General features: G+C 71.9%; 17 protein-coding genes and 1 riboswitch. Of the genes, 5 read left to right on the top strand and 12 right to left on the bottom strand.

Translation table 11 applies throughout. The features are described 5' to 3' along the window. Positions 1–25 precede the first annotated feature (25 nt). Complete coding sequence (locus tag M1P99_RS17265) at positions 26–940, bottom strand: DUF3068 domain-containing protein (protein ID WP_304453637.1); 915 nt, start codon at positions 938–940, stop codon at positions 26–28. 201 nt (positions 941–1,141) lie between these two features. Between M1P99_RS17265 and M1P99_RS17260 the strand changes: the two genes are divergently transcribed. After that, positions 1,142–2,428, top strand: coding sequence for an acyltransferase (locus M1P99_RS17260; RefSeq protein ID WP_304453636.1), 1,287 nt, complete (start codon positions 1,142–1,144; stop codon positions 2,426–2,428). Positions 2,429–2,465: 37 nt separating this feature from the next. Here the strand turns inward: M1P99_RS17260 and M1P99_RS17255 are convergent, their stop codons facing one another. Then, entirely contained in the window at positions 2,466–4,352 is a 1,887-nt protein-coding gene (locus M1P99_RS17255; protein ID WP_304453635.1) for a hypothetical protein, read from the bottom strand. A 148-nt stretch (positions 4,353–4,500) separates the two neighbouring features. On the opposite strand from M1P99_RS17255, the gene M1P99_RS17250 reads away from it, so the two are divergent. From M1P99_RS17250 to M1P99_RS17240, 3 genes are all read left to right on the top strand, one after another. Beyond that, positions 4,501–5,241, top strand: coding sequence for a class I SAM-dependent methyltransferase (locus M1P99_RS17250; protein WP_369696562.1), 741 nt, complete (start codon positions 4,501–4,503; stop codon positions 5,239–5,241). After that, complete coding sequence (locus M1P99_RS17245; RefSeq protein ID WP_304453633.1) at positions 5,238–5,999, top strand: bifunctional 2-polyprenyl-6-hydroxyphenol methylase/3-demethylubiquinol 3-O-methyltransferase UbiG; 762 nt, start codon at positions 5,238–5,240, stop codon at positions 5,997–5,999. Before M1P99_RS17250 ends, M1P99_RS17245 begins: the two co-directional genes overlap by 4 nt. Before the next feature lie 227 nt (positions 6,000–6,226). After that, positions 6,227–7,978, top strand: coding sequence for a PQQ-binding-like beta-propeller repeat protein (locus tag M1P99_RS17240; protein ID WP_304453632.1), 1,752 nt, complete (start codon positions 6,227–6,229; stop codon positions 7,976–7,978). An 84-nt stretch (positions 7,979–8,062) separates the two neighbouring features. Here M1P99_RS17240 and ligD read toward each other — a convergent pair whose 3' ends face one another. The 10 genes from ligD to M1P99_RS17190 all read right to left on the bottom strand — a co-directional run bounded on the left by ligD (position 8,063) and on the right by M1P99_RS17190 (position 20,642). Further along, positions 8,063–8,938, bottom strand: a complete 876-nt coding sequence (ligD, locus tag M1P99_RS17235; protein WP_304453631.1) for a non-homologous end-joining DNA ligase — start codon at positions 8,936–8,938, stop codon at positions 8,063–8,065. Between the two features lie 168 nt (positions 8,939–9,106). Continuing rightward, positions 9,107–10,051, bottom strand: coding sequence for an electron transfer flavoprotein subunit alpha/FixB family protein (locus M1P99_RS17230; RefSeq protein ID WP_304453630.1), 945 nt, complete (start codon positions 10,049–10,051; stop codon positions 9,107–9,109). 33 nt (positions 10,052–10,084) lie between these two features. Further along, positions 10,085–10,864, bottom strand: coding sequence for an electron transfer flavoprotein subunit beta/FixA family protein (locus M1P99_RS17225; RefSeq protein ID WP_304453629.1), 780 nt, complete (start codon positions 10,862–10,864; stop codon positions 10,085–10,087). Between the two features lie 420 nt (positions 10,865–11,284). Beyond that, the gene (locus tag M1P99_RS17220; RefSeq protein ID WP_304453628.1) at positions 11,285–13,711 is read right to left on the bottom strand and encodes a protein kinase; all 2,427 of its coding nucleotides are present in this window, start codon (positions 13,709–13,711) and stop codon (positions 11,285–11,287) included. 370 nt (positions 13,712–14,081) lie between these two features. After that, entirely contained in the window at positions 14,082–14,882 is an 801-nt protein-coding gene (locus M1P99_RS17215) for an enoyl-CoA hydratase/isomerase family protein (RefSeq protein WP_304453627.1), read from the bottom strand. A 46-nt stretch (positions 14,883–14,928) separates the two neighbouring features. Continuing rightward, positions 14,929–15,801, bottom strand: a complete 873-nt coding sequence (locus M1P99_RS17210; RefSeq protein ID WP_304453626.1) for an energy-coupling factor transporter transmembrane protein EcfT — start codon at positions 15,799–15,801, stop codon at positions 14,929–14,931. Beyond that, the gene (locus tag M1P99_RS17205; protein ID WP_304455731.1) at positions 15,798–17,348 is read right to left on the bottom strand and encodes an ABC transporter ATP-binding protein; all 1,551 of its coding nucleotides are present in this window, start codon (positions 17,346–17,348) and stop codon (positions 15,798–15,800) included. The genes M1P99_RS17210 and M1P99_RS17205 overlap by 4 nt, the downstream gene beginning before the upstream one ends. Then, the gene (locus tag M1P99_RS17200; protein ID WP_304453625.1) at positions 17,345–17,956 is read right to left on the bottom strand and encodes an ECF transporter S component; all 612 of its coding nucleotides are present in this window, start codon (positions 17,954–17,956) and stop codon (positions 17,345–17,347) included. Before M1P99_RS17200 ends, M1P99_RS17205 begins: the two co-directional genes overlap by 4 nt. Positions 17,957–18,053: 97 nt before the next feature. Beyond that, positions 18,054–18,161: riboswitch (TPP riboswitch) on the bottom strand. A gap of 65 nt (positions 18,162–18,226) precedes the next feature. Next, on the bottom strand, positions 18,227–20,356 hold the full coding sequence (locus tag M1P99_RS17195; RefSeq protein WP_304453624.1) for a transglycosylase domain-containing protein: 2,130 nt from the start codon (positions 20,354–20,356) through the stop codon (positions 18,227–18,229). 106 nt (positions 20,357–20,462) lie between these two features. After that, entirely contained in the window at positions 20,463–20,642 is a 180-nt protein-coding gene (locus M1P99_RS17190; RefSeq protein ID WP_304453623.1) for a hypothetical protein, read from the bottom strand. Positions 20,643–21,106: 464 nt separating this feature from the next. Here M1P99_RS17190 and M1P99_RS17185 point away from each other — a divergent pair, with 464 nt between their 5' ends. Next, on the top strand, positions 21,107–23,077 hold the full coding sequence (locus tag M1P99_RS17185) for an alpha-1,4-glucan--maltose-1-phosphate maltosyltransferase (RefSeq protein ID WP_304453622.1): 1,971 nt from the start codon (positions 21,107–21,109) through the stop codon (positions 23,075–23,077). Positions 23,078–23,098: the final 21 nt, after the last annotated feature.

The raw sequence follows: 23,098 nt of genomic DNA, 5'->3' as shown, positions 1-23,098 counted from the left end.
GCCGGGGGGAGAGAGTGCGGTGTCCCTAGTGGGCGCCGCGGCGTCCCACGATCAGCAGGACGGTCGCGATGCCGATGAGGCCGACGCCGATGATCAGGGACCCCACCGGGATGGTGGTGCGCAGCAGGGGCAGCAGTGTCCGGCCCTGTTCGGTGCTGGCGATCTTGTCCTGCACGCTCGCCTCGTCGAAGGTGAGCTCACCGCTCAGCAGGGTCAGGACCTCCTCGCCCTCGTAGACCACGGCGCGGTGCTGGTCCTCGCTGACCTTGATCGGGGTTCCGGTCACGGCGTCGACCCAGTAGGTGCGCACGATCGAGAACTGCTCATCGCCGGTGATGTCGCCGTCGCCCTCCAGACCCGCCACGGAGCGCGGGATGGTGCGCTCGCCGACGGTGGTCGGCTCGACGGTCTGGACGTAGCGGTAGGTCTCGATACCCTCGACGTCCTCGACGCCCTGGAACTCCATGGGGACGACTTCCTGGACGGTGGTCTCGAAGAAGTCGTAGTCGCGCTGCTCCGGGAAGAAGGGGAACTTCCACAGGATTCCGGCCTGGGTGGTGGCCTCGTCGTTGATCATGGCGTCGCAGCAGTCGACCGCCTCGCCGGTGACCCGGTCGTGCCCGGCACGACGGCTGGCCGACGAGATGCCGAAGTCGGTGTCGGCGTCCTTGATCCAGGTGAACTGGTCCCAGACGACGGTGTCGTCCGTGCTGGAGGCCACGTCGGCGCGGATCGTCGAGTGCGCCTCCACCCGGGCGTTCTCGACCGCCTCCACGTCCTCGATGTTGAAGTAGTCGACCTCTCCTTCGTTGACGGTTTGACTGTAGTAGTCCAGAGGAGTCTTCATCAGGGAGCTCGACATCCACGTGCGCATCATGGGTGCGAAGGCAAGAAAGAAGACCCCCAGCGCGATGAGAACGACCGCAACGGTACGGCGCATGTGCCCTCCTGGGCGGATGAGAGTCCGGTTCTGGATCTGGAACTGGGTGGATCGGATCGAAGTCAGCGGGGGCGAGTGGAACTAGCTTCAGTTCCGGTAGAGTACTGCCCAGTAGTGAACGACGTCACCAGGGCGTGTCTGAATTTTTATAACACGTTCTAGTGAGACGCGTTTCGACTCGCCCCCGCGCTGGAAGGCCCCATGGAGCGCACCCTCTCCCCGACCGCCGACCGCCGGCTGCCCCAGGTCGGCGGCCGCCACGAGACCCTCGACGGCATCCGCGCGGCGGCCGCCCTGATGGTCCTCTTCTTCCATGTGGCCACCGAGACCGGCGACTCCCTGGCCCCGGGCGTCGTCGGCGGCCTGCTGGGCGCCCTCGACCTGGCGGTCCCCCTCTTCTTCGCGCTCTCCGGCGTCCTGCTCTTCCGGCCGTGGGCCCGCGCCGTCCTGGACGGCGAGCGGGGGCCGCACGCGCTCCCCTACCTCTGGCGACGCGCCGTGCGCGTGTTCCCCGCCTACTGGGTGGTGGCCCTGACCGCCCTGCTGGTCCACTCGCGCGCCGAACTCGACCTCCGCCACTGGTTGGAGGTCCTGACGCTGACCTTCACCTTCGACACCGACCCGCCCTGGCTCGGCACCGGCCCGTACGGCCTGGGGCAGATGTGGAGTCTGTCGGTCGAGGTGAGCTTCTACCTGCTGCTTCCGCTGCTGGCCCTGGCACTGTCGCTGTGGGCGCGGCGCGGCCCCACGGTGGACGCCCGCGGCCGACGCCTGCTCAGCGGCCTGGCCGTCATGGCGCTGCTGGGCTTCGCCGCCCTGGTGCCGCAGTTCTATCCGGAGTCGCGCGAGTACATGCACGCGTGGCTGCCCCGGGCGCTGGGCCTGTTCGCGGCCGGGATGGCCCTGGCGGTCGTGTCGGAGTGGGCCCATCGCGAACCCGGCCCGGACGGACCCGTGCGGCGCGTGTGCCGGACGGTCGCCGCCTCCCCCGGGGTCTGCTGGATGGCGGCGGGCGCGTTCCTAGCGCTCAACGCCACACCGGCCGCCGGCGGCCGCTTCATCGGCGCCGGGGACGTCTGGAGCTCGGCGGTGGACTCGGCGACCGGCATCGGCTTCGCGTTCCTCGTCCTGGCCCCCGCCGCCCTGGCACCGCGCCCCACGGGCGCACCGCTCCCCCTGCGCCGGGCCGAGGCCTGGGAGCGGGGGCGGTGGCTGGACTCGCTGCTGCGGCACCGCACGGTCCAGTTCCTCGCCCGGATCTCCTACGGGGTGTTCCTGTGGCAGTTCGTGGTCCTGTACCTGTGGCGCGACTTCACCGGCCAGGAGATCTTCACGGGGTCCTTCCTCCTGGACGCGGTCCCGGTGACCGCCGGCACGATCCTGCTGGCCATGGCCACGCACCGGTGGGTGGAGGAACCCTCCCGGCGGTGGTCGCGGCACCACGGACCCGGCTCCGTGCCGAAGCGGGCGGTCGTCCCGAGCGAATGAGCCGACGGCGCCCCGAACGGCGCCGCGGGACCGTCCCTCAGTCCGCGGCGGGGTCGGTGCGGCCGCCCTCGTCCGGGTCCCACGGGTTGCCCTCGACCGTCGGGGCCATCGTGCCGATCGACACCCAGCTCACGCACACCTCGTCCGCCGACGTGTACAGGGCCAGCTGGTCTCCGGCCGCTCCCACGGGCACGTACCAGGTGCTGTTCTCCTCGGCGGCCGGCAGCTCCACGTCGAGCCAGTCGTCTCCCAGCGCCACGGCGACCTCGGTCCCGTCCTCGGACGTGTAGCCGATGGTGACGATCTGGGGCGGCCCGCCGTCCGCCCTGACCGGCCAGGCCATCAGGCCGTCCCAGGACTCGATGCACTCCTCGCCGGCGGCGGGGCCGAACACGTGGCTGTCGTCGGACGGGCGGGCCGGGACCAGGTAGCCGCCGTCGTTGAACACGTACGCCAGATCGGACTGCTCCGGCGAGCTCATCCGCTCGGCCGTGTCCGGATCGGCCAGCGGCGCCAGGACGTACGAGCTCATCCGCCGGTGCCCGTTCCACTCCAGCACGATGTCCTCGGGGACCGGGCGGGAGTAGAGTCCCCCCTCCTCCGGCACGCCGTCCATCGCCACGCGCACGGTGTCGAGGTACCACTGGAGCCGGTCGCCGCTGAGGGTGTCCGCGTAGGCGACGGTGGAGTACACCGCCGTACCGGCGTACGCCGCCGTGGCCAGCACGGCGGCGACCCGGGTGGTGCGGCCCGGGGCCGCGGGCGGCGCCTCGGGGCCCACGGCGGAGCGGGCGCGCTCCTCTCGGGTCGGCAGGAAGGCCATGGCCAGGCACAGCGCGAACACCAGGGCGGCGTCGGCCACGTACCGGGGGTCGGCGGCGGCCACCTCCTGGAAGCGTCCGCGCGCCACGATCGTGGGGACCACGTCCACGACCACGACGTAGCCGAGCAGCACGGTCCAGGCCCGCCACGCGCGGCGGCGCAGCCACAGGCTCGCGAGCACGATCACGCCGAACACCGCCCACGACACCAGCACGATCTCCCCGCGCGCGTCGATCAACCCGCCGGTCGGGGTCACGGGCGACCATTCCAGGGGACCGCCCAGCGCGCCGACCGGGAAGACCTCGGTGAGCAGTCCCCGGACCATGGCCATGGCGGGCCCGTACTCCGGCACGCCGGCGCCCTCGCCGCCGTTCCCCGCGCGCATCCGGGCCAGGTACAGGACGGTGTAGGCGCCGAAGAGGACCGCCATCGCCGTCCAGAAGGACCGGTGCAGCGCCCACGCGCGGCGGGCGGCGGTGAGCGGGCCGCCCGGGTAGAGCACGGCGACGGCGACCGCGAAGAGCAGCGCCGGCAGGAACATCGCCTTGACGTTGAACAGCATCGCGAACCCGACGGCGATCCCCGCCCACAGCGCGAACCGGCGGTCCGACGTGCGCAGGTAGCGGACCGTCCACAGCAGCGCGAACACCATGCCGAGCTGGAGCGGGACCGCGTTGAGCGCCGCGGACCACCACCCCAGGACGGGAATGGTCAGCGGGGCCAGGGCGTACACGGTCACGGGCACCAGGAGCGCCCAGCGCCGGCCGAACAGCTCCCACAGCAGCCACAGGAAGCCGAGCAGCGCCGCCGTCTGCAGGACGAGCATGATCCCGGCGCTGACCCACCAGTTGAACGGCCAGAACGACGTCTGGAGGTAGACCAGGAACAACCCGCCCGGCATCAGGTGGCCCTTGTGCAGGCCGAACAGGTACTCCGGGCTCAGGTCGGTGGCGTGGGCACCGGCGAAGAACAGGAAGTCGTCCTCGACGAAGTAGGACGCCTGGAGCAGGTAGACCTTGAGCCCCACCGCGGCGGCGATCAGGAGAAGGGCGACCAGGAGGACCCGGTCGCGTACCAGCGCGAGGGCGGAAGCAGGCAGCATCGGTCTCTCCACGCCATAGGTTGGCCTACCCGGACAAGGGATGACAGAATACAACACGTTCCAGTTTTGTCCTTGACTGTTGCCGCAGGCCGTGACGTTCCGTTCAGACGGAACGAGAACAAGCTTCAGAAACGTGGAGGTGAGGCCGGTGGGGCTCGAACAACTGCGCCGGGACTGGACCCGGCTGGGTTCCGCCGAGCCGCTGTGGGCGGTGTGCGTCGACCCTGGTAAGCGCGCCGGCGGCTGGGACGACGACGAGTTCCTCGCCTCCGGCCGCGCCGAGATCGATCCCGCCCTCGCCCGTCTCGAAGAACTGGGCGCCCAGCCGGGCCGCGGGCGCGTCCTGGACTTCGGCTGCGGCGCGGGACGGCTGTCCAACGCGCTGGCCGCGCACTTCGAGCGCGTCGACGGCGTCGACATCTCCGCGCCCATGCTGGCGGAGGCCCGCCGCCTGGACCGGACGGGCGGCCGGATCACCTTCCACCTCAACGAGCGCCCCGACCTGTCCCTGTTCGAGGACGACTCCTTCGACCTGGTCTACACCGACCTCGTCCTCCAGCACCTGCCGCCCGAGCTCGCCGAGGGCTACCTGCGCGAGTTCGCCCGGGTCGTACGCCCGGGCGGCGCGCTGGTGCTCGGCGTCCCCGAATCCGAGCGGCGCACGTTCAAGGGCCTGGTCTTCCGGTACGCCCCGTGGCCGCTGGTGGCGCTGGCCCAGCGCGTGATCCTGCGCTACCCGGCTCCGATGCGGATGCACACCCTGGCCACCGAGCGGATCGCCGCGCTGGTGCCCCAGGGCCGGATCCTGGCCTCGGACGAGTACTGGGGCGGTGACCACTGGCGCCACCTGCGCCACTACGTCGCACTGGAGGGGGAGGGGACCTCGTGAGCACGACCGGCACCCGGGCCGACGGCACGGTCCCCTTCCGTGCCACGCTCGGCCGCTCGGTGGGTCTGTTCTCCGCCTTCCGCAGGGAGCAGACCGACCCGGCGTTCTTCTACGGCGCACTGGCCCGCGACACCGTGGCCCAGCTGCGCTCCTACACACCGCTGGACGGCCGCCTGGTGGTGGACGTCGGCGGCGGCCCGGGCTACTTCGCCGACGCGCTGCGCGAGGCCGGGGCGCGCTGCCTGTGCGTGGACGCCGACGCCCACGAGATGCGGCTGCACGGCCGCGACGCCGACCTGCACGCGGTCCAGGGGAGCGCGCTCGACCTCCCGCTGCACGACGGCTCGGTGGACGTGTGCTTCTCCTCCAACGTGCTGGAGCACGTACCCGACCGGACCCGGATGGCCGACGAGATGGTCCGCGTGACCAGGCCCGGCGGCCTGGTCTACCTGTCGTACACGCTGTGGCTCTCACCGTGGGGCGGCCACGAGACCTCCCCCTGGCACTACCTCGGCGGCACCTACGCGGCCGAGCGCTTCGCCCGCAAGCACGGCCGCCGCCCCAAGAACGACTTCGGCCGCAGCATGTACGCCGCCCACGCCAAGGAGATGATCCGCTGGGCACGCGGCCGCGGGGACGTGACGGCGGTGGACGTCAGGCCGCGCTACCTGCCCGACTGGATGCGGCCGATCGTCCACGTGCCGTTCCTGCGCGAGGTCGTCACCTGGAACCTCCTCCTCGTCCTGCGCAAGCACTGAGCGGCCCCGGCGGCCTCGCGGCCGGGAACAGAGCCCCATGGCCGCTCCCGCCGGGGCGGTGAAGAGCTGGTGCGGTCGGCAGACGCCGATGGTGGTCTCCCCGGGGGCGGGCGTGCCCGGTGTGTGCTGATCCCGGTCGTCACGGGGCCGGAGGCGGCACGACACCACGACGCGCACCTCCGTTAGGCTGACGCGGTTCCGTGTCTCCTCCCCTGATGGGTGCGGTCATGCCCGAGTCCCCCGCGCGTTTCTCCCGGCCCGAGGAGTCCGCTCGCGATGCCCTCCTCTGGTGGGGTCCGCGCGTGTTCGCCGTGGCGGGTTGGGCGTGGACGCTGTGGCCCTACTCGTCGGTCCTGGCCGTCACCGCCGCCACGGCCCTGGCCGCCCTGCTCTTCGTCCTCCGCGCACCGCACGACCTGCCCGACCTGCCCGTCCGCACCTCCCTGCGGGCGGTCCTCGCGGGCGACCTGCTCACCACCGCGGCCGCGGTCACGGCGGTCTGGGGCGCGTGGTCGCCGTTCCCCGCGCTCCTCGCCCTCATCGCGGGCGTGGTGGTCCTGACGGCCCTACCGCTCCGCCTCCAGGTGTGGTCTGACTTGCGCTCCGCCCCCGAGGGGCCCGCGCCGCACCGGCTCACCGTGTCCACCGCAACCCTCGCCGCTCTGCTCCTCATCACGGGACAGGTCGGCGTGCTCGCCTCCGATCCGTTCCGCGACGCACTCACCTGCACCACGTACCGGCCCGGAGGCGACCCGGAGCCGTGGGAGACCTCCGAACCGGCGGCCTCCGCGCCGACCGCGGAGCACTTCCCGGGGGAACCCGTATGGAGGGTGGAGCCCCCGAGCCGGACCCGGGTGGTCGGCGGCTCCTCGCGCACGGTGACCGTCGCCGACCCCGGGGGCTTCACCGCGCTCTCCACGACGGACGGACGGGCACTGTGGCGGGTGGACGCGGCGGACCTGCGGCGGCTGCACCCCGACGCGGACCCGGACGCGTACGAGCCCGCGGGGGTGCACCACGTCGACGCGACGGTGCTGGTGGACTTCGCCGGGGCGCTGGTGGCCTTCGAACAATCGACCGGCGCCGCGGTCTGGTGCGCGGACGGGCCATCCGAGATCCTTCCGGCGGCACCGCACCGGTTCCTCGGCCTCATCGACTCCGCGGACGCCCGATGGGGCCTGTTCGACCTCGCGGACGGATCCCTCGTCGCCGAACTGCCGGACCGCTCCGCGTCCGCTCGGGTCCTGCCCCAGGAAGAGGACGACGAGGCCCAGGTTCGGGCCGGGGACGGGCGGGTCGCCGTCTGGCGCGGCTCCAGTCTGTCCGTCTACGGCCTGGACGACGGCGAACTCCTGTTCAGCCTGGACGACGCACGTCCCCGGGCTGACGAGGACCGGGAGGAGCCCTACCACCGGTCCATCCGTGCGGTCCGCACCGTCGGCGGGGTGACCGTGGCCTCCTTCGAGGCGATGATGTCCTACGACGTTCGAGAACGCGACCGCCCTGGCGATGCCACCGACAACGGCGGAGTGCTCGCCGCCTACGACGACGACGGCACCGAACTGTGGAACTCGGCGGGCAGCGGGAGGATCGAGACGGGCGGCCCCGTGGTCGGCACCTCGATCGGCCCCTGCCCCTCTGGCCTGGGCGGCGTGTTCCTGACCGAGCGCACCGACGCCGACGATGAGGCGTACGTCTACGCCGTCCGGGCCGAGGACGGGACCGTGGCCTGGTCGTCCTCCACAGAGGAAGAGGAGGAGGGGGAACGGTACTTCTCGTGCGCTGCGGGAGGGACGGTGATCGACGGGCGCCTGTACCGGCCCGACGGCGCCACCGCCGACGCGGAGGGCCACACGCGGACCCGCCACCTCGGCGACGTCGAACGGCTCGAACCCGTCGGGGACGGGCTCCTGGTCGTGGACCGCGACGGTTTCACGTTCCACGCCCCGCCCGAGGACACGGACCGCACCGAGGGGTAGCCCGGCGGCCCTCCAGGCGGGTGGGTTCCGCCCGGCGCGGTGGACGCGGTGGACGCGGGGCCGCGGCCGCACCGGCGACCGGTGTCAGAGGCGGTCCAGCTTGGCCAGGGCCTTGCGGGGCGAGCGGGCGTGGCGGCCCATCCCGGCGAAGGGGCACGTCTCGCGCCGCAGGTCCAGGGAGAAGACGCGCGGCGATTCCAGGCCCTCCAGCTCCTCCCAGGTGATCGGCGCCGCGACCGGCGCACCCGGCCTGGCTCGCACCGAGTACGGAGCCACCGCGAGCTGCTCGCGGCCGTTGCGCAGGTAGTCCACGAACAGCCGACCGCGCCGAGCGGCCTTGCGGAACCTGGTCGTGCGCTCCTGCGGCCGCCGCGCGGCCACCCGGTCGGCGATCGTCCCGGCCAGGTCGCGCACCTCCTGGTCGGTGAACTCCGGGCGCAGCGGGGAGTGCACGTGCAGTCCCTTGGACCCCGTCGTCATCACGTAGGCGGCCAGCCCCACGGCGTCCAGCTCCTCCCGCACGTCCCGCGCGGTGGCCTTGCAGGCCTCGAAATCGGCGGCCGTCGCCCCGGACGGGTCGAGGTCGAGCACCATGCGGTCCGGCATGCCCAGGTTCGGCTCCTTGGACAGCCACATGTGGACCTCGATCGCCGCCTGGTCGGCGCACCACACCAGCGCGGCGGCGTCCTGGCACTCCATCATCGTCCCGCTGCCGGTCTCGACCGTGCGCACCCACGACGGCGTCGAGGGGTGCTTGACGAAGAAGCCGGCGGCGTCGATCCCGTCCGGGAACCGCTGCAGGGCGACAGGCCGGTCCCTGACCTGCGCCAGCATCAGCGGCGCGATCCGCGCGTAGTACTCGGCGAGGTCCGCCTTGGTCTCCCCGCCCTCGTCGAACAACGGCTTGTCCGGCCTCCGCACCTTCACGGTCCGGCGTCCGGCCCTCACGGCAGTACTCATCGCTCCCCCGCTCGGAGTCGGCGTGCGACCCGAGTACCCGGCCGGCACGCCGGGAAACACCGCGGGCGGGTACCGGGGCGCCGCCCGGCCCGAGGGCCCACCGGACGCCCGAACGCACGACGCCCGGCCGGGGAACCCGGCCGGGCGTCGTACTCGAAGCGCGTGCGACTACTTACGCTTGTTGATCTCCTCGGTCAGCTGCGGCGCGACCGTGTGCAGGTCGCCCACGACACCGAAGTCGGCGAGCTCGAAGATCGGCGCCTCGGGGTCCTTGTTGACCGCGACGATGTTCTTCGAGGTCTGCATACCCGCGCGGTGCTGGATCGCACCGGAGATACCCAGGGCCACGTACAGGTTCGGGCTGACCGTCTTACCGGTCTGGCCGACCTGGAACTGGTTCGGGTACCAGCCGGAGTCGACGGCGGCGCGGGAGGCGCCGACGGCGGCACCGAGCGAGTCGGCCAGCTTCTCGACGACCGTGAAGTCGTCCGAGCCGACGCCGCGGCCACCGGAGACCACGATCGCGGCCTCGGTGAGCTCGGGACGCTCGCCCTGCTCCTGGGCGACGCGCTCCACGACCTTGGCGGACTTGGCGGCGTCGGAGATCTCGACCGCCACGGCCTCCTCGGCGGCGGCACCGGCCGCGGCCTCGGGAACGACCGAGTTCGGGCGGACCGCGACGATCGGCACGCCGGTGGTCACACGGGCGTGCGTGACCGTGGCGCCACCGAAGATGCTGTGCTCGGTGACCGCCTCGGCGGTGACGTCGACGACGTCGGTGAGCACACCCGAGCCCAGCTTCACGGCGGTGCGGCCGGCGATCTCCTTGTTCTCGGCGGTGGCCGAGACGAGGATCGCGGCGGCCGACTTCTCCTGCGCCAGCTTGGCGAGCAGCTCGGCCTTGGGCGCGACGACGTAGTCGTTGAGCTCGGCCGACGCGACGTAGACCTTCTCCGCGCCGAACTCGGCCAGAGCGGCCTTGCCGGACTCGACGCCGTCGCCGACCCACACCGCGGCGGGCTCGCCGATGCGGCGTGCGGCGGTCAGCAGCTCGGTGGTGACCTTCTTGACCTGTCCGTCGACGTGGTCGACGAGGACGAGGACTTCAGCCATAATCCTTGAACCTTCCTGAGTCTCTCGTCGGACCTAGACGAACTTCTTCTCGGCGAGGAAGTCGGCGAGCTTCGCGCCGCCGTCGCCCTCGTCCTTGACGATCGTGCCCGCGGCCCGCGGCGGCGCGGGGGCGAAGTCGACGGTCTCGGTCGTGGCGTTGGCCAGACCGACCTTGCCGGTGTCGATGCCCGCGTCGGCGGCCGACTTCTTGTCGACCGGCTTCTTCTTCGCCTGCATGATCAGCTTGAAGGACGGGTAGCGCGGCTCGTTGATCTTCTCGACGACCGAGACGACCGCCGGGAGCTGCGCCTCGACGACGTCGTAGCCGTAGTCGGTCTGACGCTGGATCTTGACGGCGCCGCCGTCGATGTCGACCTTGCCCGCGAGCGTGAGCTGCGGCAGGCCGAGGTACTCGGCGAGCGCCGCGCCGACGACACCGGTGCGCGCGTCCGTGGACTCCGAGCCCAGGACGACCAGGTCGAACTCCAGGGTGCCCAGGGCCTGCGCGAGCGCGTAGGCGGTCTGGAGCGCGTCCGATCCGTGGAGCGCGTCGTCGTTGACGAAGACGGCCTTGTCCGCGCCCATGGACAGGGCCTTGCGGATGGAGTCCGTGGCCTGGTCCGGCCCCATCGTCAGGATGGTGACCTCGCCGCCGTGCTTCTCCTTGAGCAGCAGCGCCTCTTCGATGGCGTACTCGCAGAGCTCGTTGATGACGCCGTCCGACGCTGCGCGGTCGAGCGTCTTGTCCGCGTCGCTGAGCTTCCGTTCGGTCGCCGTGTCCGGGACCTGCTTGACCAAAACGACAATATTCATGGCCGGTGGCCGACCTCCCTGCACTCGCATGATCCGCCGTCAGGCGGGCGGACGCTGGCGCGCCCCGTACTGCCAACAATGCCGAATGCCGTTCGGTCACTCGACGGCGGGGTCCGGTCTTTCGCGTGCGGACCGGCCCCGCGATGTGCTGATACCCAGATGTTACTGGCTAGTAGCTTCAAAGGCCAAGCCACACCGGGGTGTAACTGAGGTAACCCTGACCACGTTGGCCCCGCGGCCTCGCCAGGGCTCCGCCGGGGCGCGGACCACCAGCACGGATGAGCGCGCCCCCAACGCGTACCCCCACCATAGTCACCGCCCCGGGCGCGGCGGCTGGCGCACCACCGCCCAACGGCCGTCGCCCTCCTCCCGAGGCGGGAGGAGGGCGACGGCGTGGGCACGGGCGCGGGCCCCGGAGAACTAGGAGAACCAGTCCGACGGACCCTGGAGCGGCCCCAGCTCCCACACGGGAGCGGCGGTCAGCCCGATGGACAGGATCAGCATCGTCAGCAGGATGATGCCGACGATCACGCCGATGTACAGGTACAGGTTGCGGAACCTGGCGCGCTCCACCAGCCACACCGCCTGGTGCCGCGCCTCGCGTCCGCTCGGCATGATGTAGCTGAGCAGGATCGTCACGAAGATCGCGAAGCCGCCGGTGTAGTTGGCCCCCTCACCCGGCACGTCCATGACCGAGGCGTAGACCATCCCGACCAGGATGCCGGCCAGCAGGTAGATCAGCCCGAACCCGATCGTGCGCAGCACGCTGCGGCCGAAGGCCACCGGATAGCTCAGCACCATCATCATGGCGTCGGAGCGGCCCGGACCGCGCTTCTGGACGCGTTCGGCCTGCTGGATCTTGACCTTGTCCAGGGCGCTGAGCCCCGCGATCATCACGATCCCCAGGATGACGCCGAACCACGGGAACCACAGCGCGACACCGGCGAGCGCGAACATGACGGGGATCAGCACGAGCGGATGCATCCGCCAGACCGCGTCCTCGTACTCCTCGTCGTCGTACTCGTCGTCCCCGCCGCGGAAGTAGTCGCCGAGCCGGTCGTGGCTGCCCCGGCGGAACCGGTTCAGCAGACCTCCGCGCGGCTCCTGCTCGTACCCGTCGTCGTAGTGCTCCTCCGCGAACTCCTGCGTGCGGTGGGAGCGCCCGCCGTCGCCGACCGGGGTGAGGATGTCGCCGAAGTCGCCCTTGGACAGCGGCGTGTTGAAGAACTGCGTCTGCGGCGCCTGGTTCGAGTAGTCGTCCCCGTACTCGTCCACACGCCCGCGCCCCCGCCCGTTCTCGACGGGGTCGAACATCATCGTCCCCTGCGGGTCCTCGCGTTCGGCCGGACCGCTCGGCTGGATGCGCTGCGTCCCCGCGGCGTGGTCGCCGACCGGGTCCATCATCATCGTGCCCTGGGGGTCCTCCAGGTCGTTGGACCCGACCGGGCTGATGCGCTGGGTCCCCGCGACGTCGTCGCCGAGCGGCTCCTGCCGTGCGCCGAAGGCCCGGTGCCCGCCCGACAGGTCGTCAGTGGCCTCGTCGTCGGTCTGCCACCCCGCGGCCGCACGACGCCCGCCCGACAGGTCGTCGGTCGCCTCGTCGTCGGTCTGCCACCCCGCGGCCGCACGGTGCCCGCCCGACAGGTCGTCAGTGGCCTCGTCGTCCGCGCTCCAGCCGCCCGAACGGGCGGCGTGCGTACGCGGCTGTTCCGGGGGCACCGACCAGGCGCCGGCGGTGGGCGACGGGTTCGGTCCGCTGGCGGAGTGCGAGGGACCCCAGCCCTCGCTCCCCCGGGCCCCGTGGCTGGCCAGGTACCCCGCGGCGCCGCCCAGGGCGGCGCCCGCCGCACCGGCCGCACCCGCGGCACCCGCCGCGCCGGCCCCCCGTCCACGACCCTCGGAGCCCGCGACCGAGTCGGCCGCGTCGGTGGCGGCCGGACCGAGTCCGGACGAGGGGCTGACGACGGTGTGGGCGCCGGTCATCCCCGTGGGGCCGCCTTCGGGGCCCTCCGTCCACGGCAGGTCCAGGTTCAGCCGGCCCGTCTCGGCGACGAGTTCGGCGGCGGTCGGGCGCTGGCGCATGCTCCGCGAGACCGCGCGGGTGACCAGCGGGCGGAGTGCCTCGTGCATCCCGTCCATGTCGATCTCGCCGTTGAGGATACGGAAGAAGATCACCTCGAAGGAGCCCGCGCCGTAGGGCGGGCGTCCGGTGGAGGCGAAGGCGACCGTGCCACCCCAGGCGTGGATGTCGGTGGCCGGACCGAGGTCCGTCCCCTCGATGACCTCGGGCGACAGGTAGCTGGGCGTGCCGACGAACGTGCCGGTCTGGGTCAGCTTGGCGCCGTCGACGGCGTGCGCGATGCCGAAGTCGATGACGATCGGCTCGCCGTTGGAGATGATGACGTTGCCGGGCTTGAGGTCGCGGTGGATCACGTCCACCGCGTGGATGTCCTTGATCGCCCGGGCCAGTCCGGTGATGAAGCGGGTCAGAGCGCGTCCGCGCAGGGGTCCGTGGTCGGTGACGGTCGCGTCCAGCGTGGGTCCGGGGATGTACTCCGTGACCACCCACGGCAGCTCGGCCTGTGTGTCCGCGTCGATGACCTCGGCCACGTTGGGGCTCTGCACGCTGCGCATGGTCTCGACCTCGCGCGCGAGGCGGGCCCGCGCGATGTGGTCGCCGGCGACCTCGGGCTTGAGGACCTTCACGGCCACGAACTGCTCGGTCCGGGGATCCTCGGCCTGGTACACCACGCCCATGCCGCCCTGGCCGATACGGCGGCGGATCACGTAGTGGCCGATGCGCTCCGGCAGCTCCTCGCCCGTGGGGAAACCTGCCGACATTGCCATCGAGAACTCATCCCCTCAAAAGACCGCATACCGCCACGTCCAGCTTATCGGCCGGGGGGATGGGTCAACATTGGCTTGTGCGGCCCGTCCAGGGCCGTGGTGGTCTTCCAGGTCCACCGAGAGGTGGGGGCTCCGGCGACCGCTCCGTCCTCGGACGGCCACCACGAGTATGACGGAAAATCCGGCCCTGCGGTTCCCTCACAGGGCGGCGCCCCGGCCGGAACCGGCCGCCGGGGCGACCGCGGGCGACGCCCGGTTCGATCCCGTCGGTCACGATCATGCCAAAAACGGCGGGATCGGACGAGTGCGCGGGTGTGGGGAGGGTCGCACCGTGCCGCGGCACGCCCCGTCCCCACCTCCGCGCGGTCGGTCAGCGCCCCTCGAAGGTCGCCTTGCCCGGCCCGTGCTCGATGAAGCTCCGCATCCCGCTCTTCTGGTCCTCCGTGGCGAACAGCCCGGAGAACTGCAGACGCTCGATCTCCAGACCGGTGTCCAGGTCGGTCTCCAGTCCGCGGTCGACGGCCTCCTTGGCGGCGGCCAGGGCCACCGCCGGGCCGCCCGTGTACCGGGCCGCCATCGCCATCGCCGCGGAGTAGACCTCGGCGTCGGCGACGACCTCGTCCACCAGGCCGATCCGCAGCGCCTCCTCGGCGCGCACGTGCCGACCGCTGAAGATCATCTCCTTGGCCCGGGCCGGTCCCACCAGGCGCGGCAGGCGCTGGGTACCGCCCGCGCCCGGGATGACGCCCAGCTGGATCTCCGGCTGTCCCAGCCGGGCCTTCTCGCCCGCCACCCGGAAGTCCGCGCACAGCGCCAGCTCGCAGCCGCCGCCCAGCGCGTACCCGCTGATCGCCGCCACGACGGGCTTGGGGATCCTGGCGACGGAGGTCAGGGCGTTCTGCAGCGCCCGGGAGTACTCCAGCATCTGCGCGTGGGTCAGCTCCGCCATCTCCTTGATGTCGGCACCGGCCACGAACGCGCGCTCACCGCCGTAGAGCATCACGGCGCGCACGGACGGGTCGGCCGCCACGCGGGTCGCCGCGACCGCGATCTCCCCCGTCACCTGGCCGTTCAGCGCGTTCAGGGCCTTGGGCCGGTCGATCCGCACGACGGCCACGGCCGGGTGGTCCGGATCGGTCTCCACCCGCACGAACTCGCCCACGAGCTTCACCTCTTCACCTTCGACGACTGTGTCCCTGGCTGTCCTACCACTCGGATCACGAGAACAGCAGCACCAGGGTGCCCAGCCGCGCGGAGCACCCGTAGGCCGCCGCGAGCAGGAGCGCCGACCCGATGATCAGCAGGGTGTCGGCCGCCCGCCAGCGGCTGCGGCGCGCGTGCGAGCGCGGCCCGGTCCCGAAGGCCCGGGCGTCCATGGCCATTGCCAACAGGGTCCCGGTCCGGATGGAGCGCACGAGCAGCGCGAACAGTCGCCCGAAGAACAGCCGCACCACCGCCACGGGGTTGGCGCCGGCCTCCAGCCCGCGCGCCCGTCTGGCCAGGGTGATGGTCCGCCACTGGTGGGCGAGCAGCGGGATGAGGCGCAGCGCCGCCAGCACGCCCATGGCCGGACGCTCGGGCAGCCGGAGCCGTTGCACGAGGCCGTCGGACATCTCCGTGGGGTCGCTGCTGACCGCCGCCAGCAGGCCGGGCAGGGCGATCGCGAGCAGCCGGACCGCCGCCCCCACCGCACCGGAGACGCCCTCCTCGCCGTAGAGGTAGTTGACAGCCCCGCTGGAGATGCCCATCAGGACGAAGGGGCCGCCCAGGACGAACAGCGTGCGCCGGTCGATCCCGCTGAACGGGACCACCAGGACGACGGCGGCCAGCACCACGCCGCCGGTCACCGCGTCCACGGCCGGGACGAGTCCCAGGGCCAGGACGAGTGCGGCGAGCAGTTTGGCCGCCGGGTTCAGGCCGGTCAGCCAGGCGCGGGCACCGCCGTGCACGGGCACGCCGACGGTCGGGGCCTCACCCGCCCCCCGCGCCTCCCCCGACACGGCTCCTGCCTCCGGTGCGTCCGGCACCCCCGGCACGCCCCGCGGCTCCGGAGCGGCCTCGGCCTCCGGCCCGGTACGCCGCCCGCTCATCGGTCCTCCTCAGTCGCGGTGGCCGCGGTCGGCACCGCGACCGTCTCGGCCCGCCCGTCGGCCACCCGCACCCGCGTGTCGGCGAACCGGCGCAGGAGCAGCTCGTCGTGCGTGGCCATCACCACGGCCCGGCCCTGGGCGCGCAGGACACCGAGCAGCTCGACGAGTTCGGTCCACGTCCGGGTGTCCTGTCCGAAGGTGGGCTCGTCCAGCACCAGGACGTCGGGGGCGCGGGTCGGCCCCGAGCTGAGCGCAGTGGCCACCGACAGCCGCCGCTTCTCCCCTCCCGAGAGCGTGTAGGGATGCACGTCGGCCAGCGCGGTCAGCCGGAGCCGCTCCAGCAGCTCGTCCACCCAGGCCGTGGTCTCGGCCTCGCCCACCCCGGCCCGCCGCGGGGCGAACCGCAGCTCGTCGCGCACGGTGGCGGTGACGAACTGGTCCTCCGCGTGCTGGAACACCGTCCCCACGTGCCGGGCGAGCCGCGCGGCGGGCCAGCGCCGTAGCGGGCGCCGGTCCGCCTCGGCCAGCGGCCCGCGCGGCAGCACGGACCCGCGGTGCGGTTTGGCGAGCCCGGCCAGCAGCGTCAGCAGGGTGGACTTGCCCGCCCCGTTGGGTCCGGTGAGCGCGGTCGCCGTCCCCGCCCGCACGTCCACGTGGACGTCGGAGAACACGCTCCGCGGTGCGGCGGAGCGAGCGCCCAGTTCGGGGGGCGTGCGCGCGGCCACTCCGACCGCCTCCAGCACGCCCCCGCCGCCCGGTGCCGGGTCCAGCCGGGGTCGCGGTTCGGCACCGGGCACCCAGACGCCCTGCCCGGCCAGCGACCGCCCGTGCTCGGCGAACACGGCATCCGGCGATCCGTCGGCGACCACGCCGCCGCCCGGTTCCACCACCACGACCCGGTCGACCAGGTCGACGACGTCGGCCACCCGGTGCTCGACCAGGACCAGCGTGGCCTCGGTCGCGGCGAGCACCCGTGCCAGCACCTCCCGCACCAGCGCGGCCCCGTCCGGGTCGAGGTTGGCGGTCGGCTCGTCCAGGAGCAGCAGCCGTGGACGCATCGCCAGCGCGCCGGCGATGACCAGGCGCTGCTTCTCACCCCCGGACAGGGCGCCGGTGGAGTGGCGCGGCCCGTAGGGAAACCCGACGTCGGCCATCGCCCGCTCCACACGCGGCCAGATCAGCGCCGGGTCCATCCCGAGGTTCTCCGCCCCGAAGGCGACGTCGTCGCCCGCCCGGGCCATCACCAGCTGGGTCTCGGGGTCCTGGCTGACCAGGCCGACGGTGCCCCGGCGGCGGTCGGCGGGTTCGCCGTCCACGCGCAGGTCGCCCTCCTGGTCGCCGCTGATGGCGCTGTCGGGGCCGGTCAGCCCGGCCAGGGAGTGCAGCAGGGTGGACTTGCCCGCGCCGGAGGCACCGAGCAGGAGCACCCGCTCCCCCGGTTCGATGACCAGGTCCACGCCCCGCAGGGCGTAGGACCCCCGGCCGGAGTGCCGCCAGCCCCATCCGGTGAACTCGACGCGCGCGCCCTGGGCCCGCTCCACGCTCAGTCCCTGGCCGACGGGAAGGGCGCCAACGCGCCCGACTTGGCCAGGGCCGTGGTGAGCAGGCGGGCGCCGACGCCCGCGATGACGGCCGCGCTGAGGATGACGATCACGCCGTAGGCGAGCTTCAGGTCGAGCGACCAGGTGACGTTGTAGGTGATGTTGTCGCGGATCGCGGGCGAGATCCCGGCGACCGCGGCGGCCAGGACGGCCACGCCCATGTTCCAGCGCCGGTAGCCGAAGGCGAGGAAGACCAGTTCGGGCAGGATCCCCTGCAGCGTGCCGTCGAGGATCACCATGACGCCCCACTGGGTGCCCAGCACCGCGGACACGGACGCGGCGGCGATGGCGGTGAGCAGGGCGGCGCCGGGCTTGCGGATGATCAGGCCGCCCAGCACGCCGGAGATCAGCCACATGCCGTAGATGACGGCCTGCCCCGGGGGGAAGAGGACGAACAGCGGTGCGGTGATCGTCCAGAGGATGCCCCAGGCCCAGAAGACCACGCCGATGCCGACGCCGATGACGGCGGCCACGACGATGTCGACGGTGCGCCAGCTGCGCAGCCGGCCCAGGATGTCCTTCCAGAAGCCCGGTGTCTCGGTCTCGGTGCTCATGAGATGTCCCTTCGTGGGGGGACGAGGGGCTCTTCCGGGGCGTGCGGCGTCCACCGCACGCACCCTGGCCAAGAGCGCCACCGCGAACATGCCGTCGGTGGCGGTTCTTACGACTTCCTTCGCTGGCATGACCCAGATCAGGTGTGTAAGGGTCTGCGGCCCTGTGCCGCACTCTCAGCGCTCGCGCGCTCCCCTGTCGGTTGATCCCAGTATGGGGCATGGACGACCGAAGAGTCGCATGTCACCCCCCACATGTGCCCCGCCGGGGCCTCACGTGCCCTCCGTGCCTCCGTCGCCGTCGCCGTCCCGGGGCTCGGGCGGCCGGGCGTCGGGGTCTCCGAAGGCCGAGGGAGACGACGGGAAGGACTCCTCGGGCAGGTCGGCCGTCGCCCCGCGCATGGTCGCCTGCCAGATCGGCCCGGGCAGCGTGCCGCCGTAGACGATCCCGTAGTAGCGGCCGCCGATCTGTACGCCCTGGAGCGGATTCTCCTCGCCGCCCCGTATGTCGCCGACGGCCACCGCAGCGGCCAGGTTGGGCGTGTACCCGGCGAACCACGCGTAGGCCGCGCTGTCGGTGGTGCCGGTCTTGCCCGCCGCCGGGCGGCCGATCCCCAGGCCGTTGGCGGTACCGCCCTTGAACGTCTGCTGGAGCAGGTGGCTGACCCCGTCGGCCACGCGCCGGTCCACGGCCCCCTCCTCACAGGTGTTGCCGACCACGATCCGCCCGGACTCGGGGTCGACGGGGTTCTCGGAGACGACCTCGACGGGCCGGGGCTCGCAGCGCGTGCCCCGGGCGGCGAAGGTGGCGTAGGCGCTGGCCACGGTCAGCGGGGAGACCTCCTGGTCGCCGAGGGTGAAGGAGCTCCACACGCCCAGTGGCTCGCCGTCGGCGCGCGCGATCCCGGTGTCCTCGGCCATCCGCGCGGTCTCGCACAGCCCCACGCGCCGCTGCAGCTGGGCGAAGTAGGTGTTGACCGACCCCTTGGTCCCGCTGATCATGTTGTGTCGGCCCTCGTCGCTCTCCCCGGCGTTGCGCACCTTCCAACCCGACATCCGCCCGCCGTCGCAGTTGCGCATTCCGCTCACGGTCAGGGACTTGGGCGCGGAGAAGCTCGTGTCGTAGCCGAGTCCGGAGTCGAGAGCCGCCGCCAGGGTGAACGCCTTGAACGTCGAACCCGCCTGGTATCCGTTCGATCCCCCGTCGGCGCGGTCCACGGCGAGGTTGATCGAGGTCGTGCCGGTGTCCTCCTCGTCGAAGCCGTAGCGCAGGTTCTGCGCCAGCGCCCGGACCTTGCCGTTACCGGGTTCCACGACCGCCTCCGCCGCGAACTTCGTGGAGTCCTCGTGGGGGACGTACCGGTCCACGGCCTCCTGGGCGGCCGTCTGCGCGTCGCGGTCCAGGGTGGTGCGGACGGTGAACCCGCCCTGCTCCAGGACGCGGGCCCGGTCCTCCTCGGTCTCACCGAGGAACTCGGAGTTCTCCAGCCACCGCATGACGTAGTCGCAGAAGAAGGGGTAGTCGCTGCTGTAGCAGCTGCCGCCGCGCTCGGTGGGTTCCAGGTCCAGCCCGGTGGCCTTGTACTCCTCGGCCTCCGCCGCGGTGAGGTGCCCGGTCTCGGCCATCCGGTCGAGCACCATGTCGCGGCGTTGGACCGCGGCCTCGGGGTTGGTCAGCGGGTCGTAGTAGGACGGCCCGCGCACGAGGCCGACCAGCAGCGCGGCCTGGGCCGGGCCGAGCTCGTCGGCGGGGACGGAGAAGTAGCGCCGGGCGGCGATCTCGATGCCGTGCGCGCCCGAGCCGAAGTAGGAGAGGTTGAGATAGCCCTCCATGATCTCGTCCTTGGTCATGCGCTCCTCGATGCCCATGGTGTGGCGCAGCTCCACGAGCTTGCGCGCCACGGTCCGCTCGTTGGCGCGGGCCAGCTCCTCCTCGGTGTCGGCGCCTTCGATGAGGAGGTTCTTCACGTACTGCTGGGTGATGGTGGACCCGCCCTGGAGGTCGCCCTGGGCCGTGCGCACCAGCGCTCGCAGGACGCCGCGCAGATCCAGTCCGTTGTGCTCGTAGAAGCGCTCGTCCTCGATCGCCATGAGCGCCGCCGGCACCCACGGGCTGATCTCGTCCAGGGCGACCAGGTCGCGCTCGCGCTGAGCGACCTCGGCGATCGTCCGGCCGTCGGCGTCGGTGAGCAGGATCCGCTCCGACAGGGGCGGGGGCTCCAGGTCGTCGGGCAGGGCCATGAACGCCGAGGCGACGTCGCGTCCGGCCAGTCCGATCGCGCCCACCCACGGCAGGACCAGCGCGGCGCACAGCACTCCGGCCAGTGCCGCGATCCCCGTCAGTCGCAGGAGCGCGGTCGTCCGGGTCTCCTCGCGCTCGCCGTCCCCACTGGACTCGGTCACGTCTCCCCCTCGGCCGTGCCTCCCGTTCCGCCGCGGGACGGAACGAACACTGCGCCGACCACCCTCCCAGGCGGGTCGCAAAGGGAGCCCTGACACGACGCGCGTGTTACCGAAAAGCTTCACAAATCAACGGCAAAGCACGCAGACCGAACATCATGCGTGAGTCCGCACGAAACAGACTCTTCAATAACTCGACATCAAGAGGAATCCACGCGGACGTCTCCCGCCCGGCCGCGTCGGCGCCGAAACCCGACCGCCGACCTTCACGGCGGATCTGATCGATCACGGGAGACACGAGAGCGCGTCCGGAATGGCGGACGCCCCTCCTTGGCGACATTTGGTCATCCCTACCCAATCGAACGCCCCCCGCAACCCGGCGCTCAAGTTTTCCGACTTTTCGCGAGAAGGAATAGGAAAACAACCACAGAGACCCCTGAATCTGGTGCTGCCCTATGCCCGATTTGAGAGGTTTACAGGGGAGAAACCCGTCAAATACCAGCTCCAGACCCTGACGGCCAGTGTGAGGAGGATCACATTAATTATTCGGCCCCGACGCTCAGCCAAACCCCATGAGAGGGCAGACGATAGAGAGCGGAGGGCGCCGAAGCCGCAATCCGGACAGTTGTTGTTCCGGACCCTTCGTTAACTCCGGCTTGCCTTCGATGAAATCATTGTTATTCACGTTCCGAATACCGGCATGCCAGCCGAACCAGCCATAACACCCGAAACACGACAATTGCGGTGTAACCAGTGATCGGACGCCTTCCCATACTCGGGATCTCTCCAGACAACGACCTCGGACCCGTGAAAGCGGTCCCCGGTGAACGCTTCACCGTGGGAGCGACGGTGATCCGCGAGGGCCACGACTCCCTCGCCGCCGGTGTGGTCCTCTACTCGCCCCAGGGCAAGCGCAGGGAACTCGTCCCCATGCGCGAAGCCGCTCCCGGAACGGACCGCTACGAGGCGGAGATCAGCCTGCCCTCCGAGGGCACGTGGTCCTTCGCCGTGGAGTCCTGGACCGACCCGTTCACCACCTGGCGGCGAACGGCCCGGATCAAGCTGCCCCTGGACCAGGACACGGACCTCGTCCTGGAGGAGGGCGCCCGGCTGCTGGCGCGCGCCGGACGCCGCGTGCCCCGCAGGCCCGCACTGACCAGGGCCGCGGCCGTCCTGCGCGACGACTCCCTGGCACCGGTGGACCGCCTGGCGGCCGCACTGACCGACGAGGTCCTGGCCGAGATGGAGCGCACCCCCGTGCGCGAGCTCGTCACCAGGTCCAAGCGGCGGAGCGTCGTCGTCCACCGCGAGCGCGCCCTGTTCGGCTCCTGGTACGAGTTCTTCCCCCGCTCGGAGGGAGCCCAGGTGGACACCGCCCCGGGCCAGGAGCGCTCGGGCACCTTCCAGAGCGCCGCCAAGCGGCTGCCGGCCATCGCCGACATGGGCTTCGACGTCGTCTACCTGCCGCCGATCCACCCGGTGGGCACCACCCACCGCAAGGGCCGCAACAACGCCCTGACCGCCGCGCCCGGCGAGCCCGGCTCGGTCTGGGCGATCGGCTCGGCCGACGGCGGCCACGACGCCGTCCACCCGGACCTGGGCACCCTGGCCGACTTCGACGCCTTCGTCTCCGAGGCGGCCGAGCACGGCCTGGAGGTCGCGCTCGACCTGGCCCTGCAGTGCTCGCCCGACCACCCGTGGGTCACCGAGCACCCCGAGTGGTTCGTCCACCGCGTCGACGGCTCCATCGCCTACGCGGAGAACCCGCCGAAGAAGTACCAGGACATCTACCCGCTCAGCTTCGACGCGGACTTCGACGGCCTGTACGCCGAGGTCCTGAGGATCGTCCGGCACTGGATCGACCACGGAGTGCGCATCTTCCGGGTCGACAATCCGCACACCAAGCCGGTGGCGTTCTGGGAGCGGCTGCTCGCCGACGTGGCCCGCAGCCACCCGGACGTGCTGTTCCTGGCCGAGGCGTTCACCCGCCCCGCCATGATGCGGACGCTGGCCAAGGTCGGCTTCCACCAGTCCTACACCTACTTCACCTGGCGCAACAGCCGGGAGGAGATCGAGGACTACCTCACCGAGCTCTCCCGGGAGACCGCCCACTACCTGCGCCCGAACCTGTTCGCCAACACCCCGGACATCCTGCACGCCTACCTCCAGCACGGCGGTCGGCCCGCCTTCGAGGCGCGCGCGGTCCTCGCCGCGACCCTCTCCCCCACCTGGGGCGTCTACTCCGGGTTCGAGCTGTGCGAGAACGTCCCCGCGGCCCCCGGCAGCGAGGAGTACCTCGACTCGGAGAAGTACCAGTACCGCCCGCGGGACTGGGCGGCGGCCGAGGCCTCCGGCGGCACCCTCGCCGGGCTCATCGGCCGGCTCAACGCGCTGCGCCGATCCCACCCCGCCCTGCGCGAGCTGCGCAACCTCCGCTTCCACCACGTCGACCGGCCCGAGCTCGTGTGCTTCTCCAAGTACCGCCCCGGTACCGGACCCGACGAGCCCGACGACCTCGTCGTCGTGGTCGTCAACCTCGACCCGCACCACGCCCGCGAGGCGACCGTGCACCTCGACCTGCCGTCCATCGGCCGTGACAGGGAGGAGGAACTCGCAGTGACAGACGAGCTGACCGGACGCTCCTACACCTGGCGCGCCGCCAACTACGTCCGGCTCGACCCGGCGACCGGACCCGCGCACGTGTTCACGGTCAGCGGCAGATAGCGCCCGCGGACGGCGGCGGGG

It is taken from the genome of Nocardiopsis sp. YSL2 (assembly GCF_030555055.1).
Lineage (GTDB): Bacteria > Actinomycetota > Actinomycetes > Streptosporangiales > Streptosporangiaceae > Nocardiopsis.
The sequence above is the reverse complement of the archived record's forward strand: the minus strand, read 5'-3'. Positions and strand labels throughout refer to the sequence as shown.

Bases quoted from the DNA above. Each gene is read 5' to 3' on its own strand.
- M1P99_RS17265 (WP_304453637.1), bottom strand. From the start codon at position 940: ATGCGCCGTACCGTTGCGGTCGTTCTCATCGCGCTGGGGGTCTTCTTT.
- M1P99_RS17260 (WP_304453636.1), top strand. From the start codon at position 1,142: ATGGAGCGCACCCTCTCCCCGACCGCCGACCGCCGGCTGCCCCAGGTC.
- M1P99_RS17255 (WP_304453635.1), bottom strand. From the start codon at position 4,352: ATGCTGCCTGCTTCCGCCCTCGCGCTGGTACGCGACCGGGTCCTCCTG.
- M1P99_RS17240 (WP_304453632.1), top strand. From the start codon at position 6,227: ATGCCCGAGTCCCCCGCGCGTTTCTCCCGGCCCGAGGAGTCCGCTCGC.
- ligD (WP_304453631.1), bottom strand. From the start codon at position 8,938: ATGAGTACTGCCGTGAGGGCCGGACGCCGGACCGTGAAGGTGCGGAGG.
- M1P99_RS17230 (WP_304453630.1), bottom strand. From the start codon at position 10,051: ATGGCTGAAGTCCTCGTCCTCGTCGACCACGTCGACGGACAGGTCAAG.
- M1P99_RS17225 (WP_304453629.1), bottom strand. From the start codon at position 10,864: ATGAATATTGTCGTTTTGGTCAAGCAGGTCCCGGACACGGCGACCGAA.
- M1P99_RS17220 (WP_304453628.1), bottom strand. From the start codon at position 13,711: ATGGCAATGTCGGCAGGTTTCCCCACGGGCGAGGAGCTGCCGGAGCGC.
- M1P99_RS17210 (WP_304453626.1), bottom strand. From the start codon at position 15,801: ATGAGCGGGCGGCGTACCGGGCCGGAGGCCGAGGCCGCTCCGGAGCCG.
- M1P99_RS17200 (WP_304453625.1), bottom strand. From the start codon at position 17,956: ATGAGCACCGAGACCGAGACACCGGGCTTCTGGAAGGACATCCTGGGC.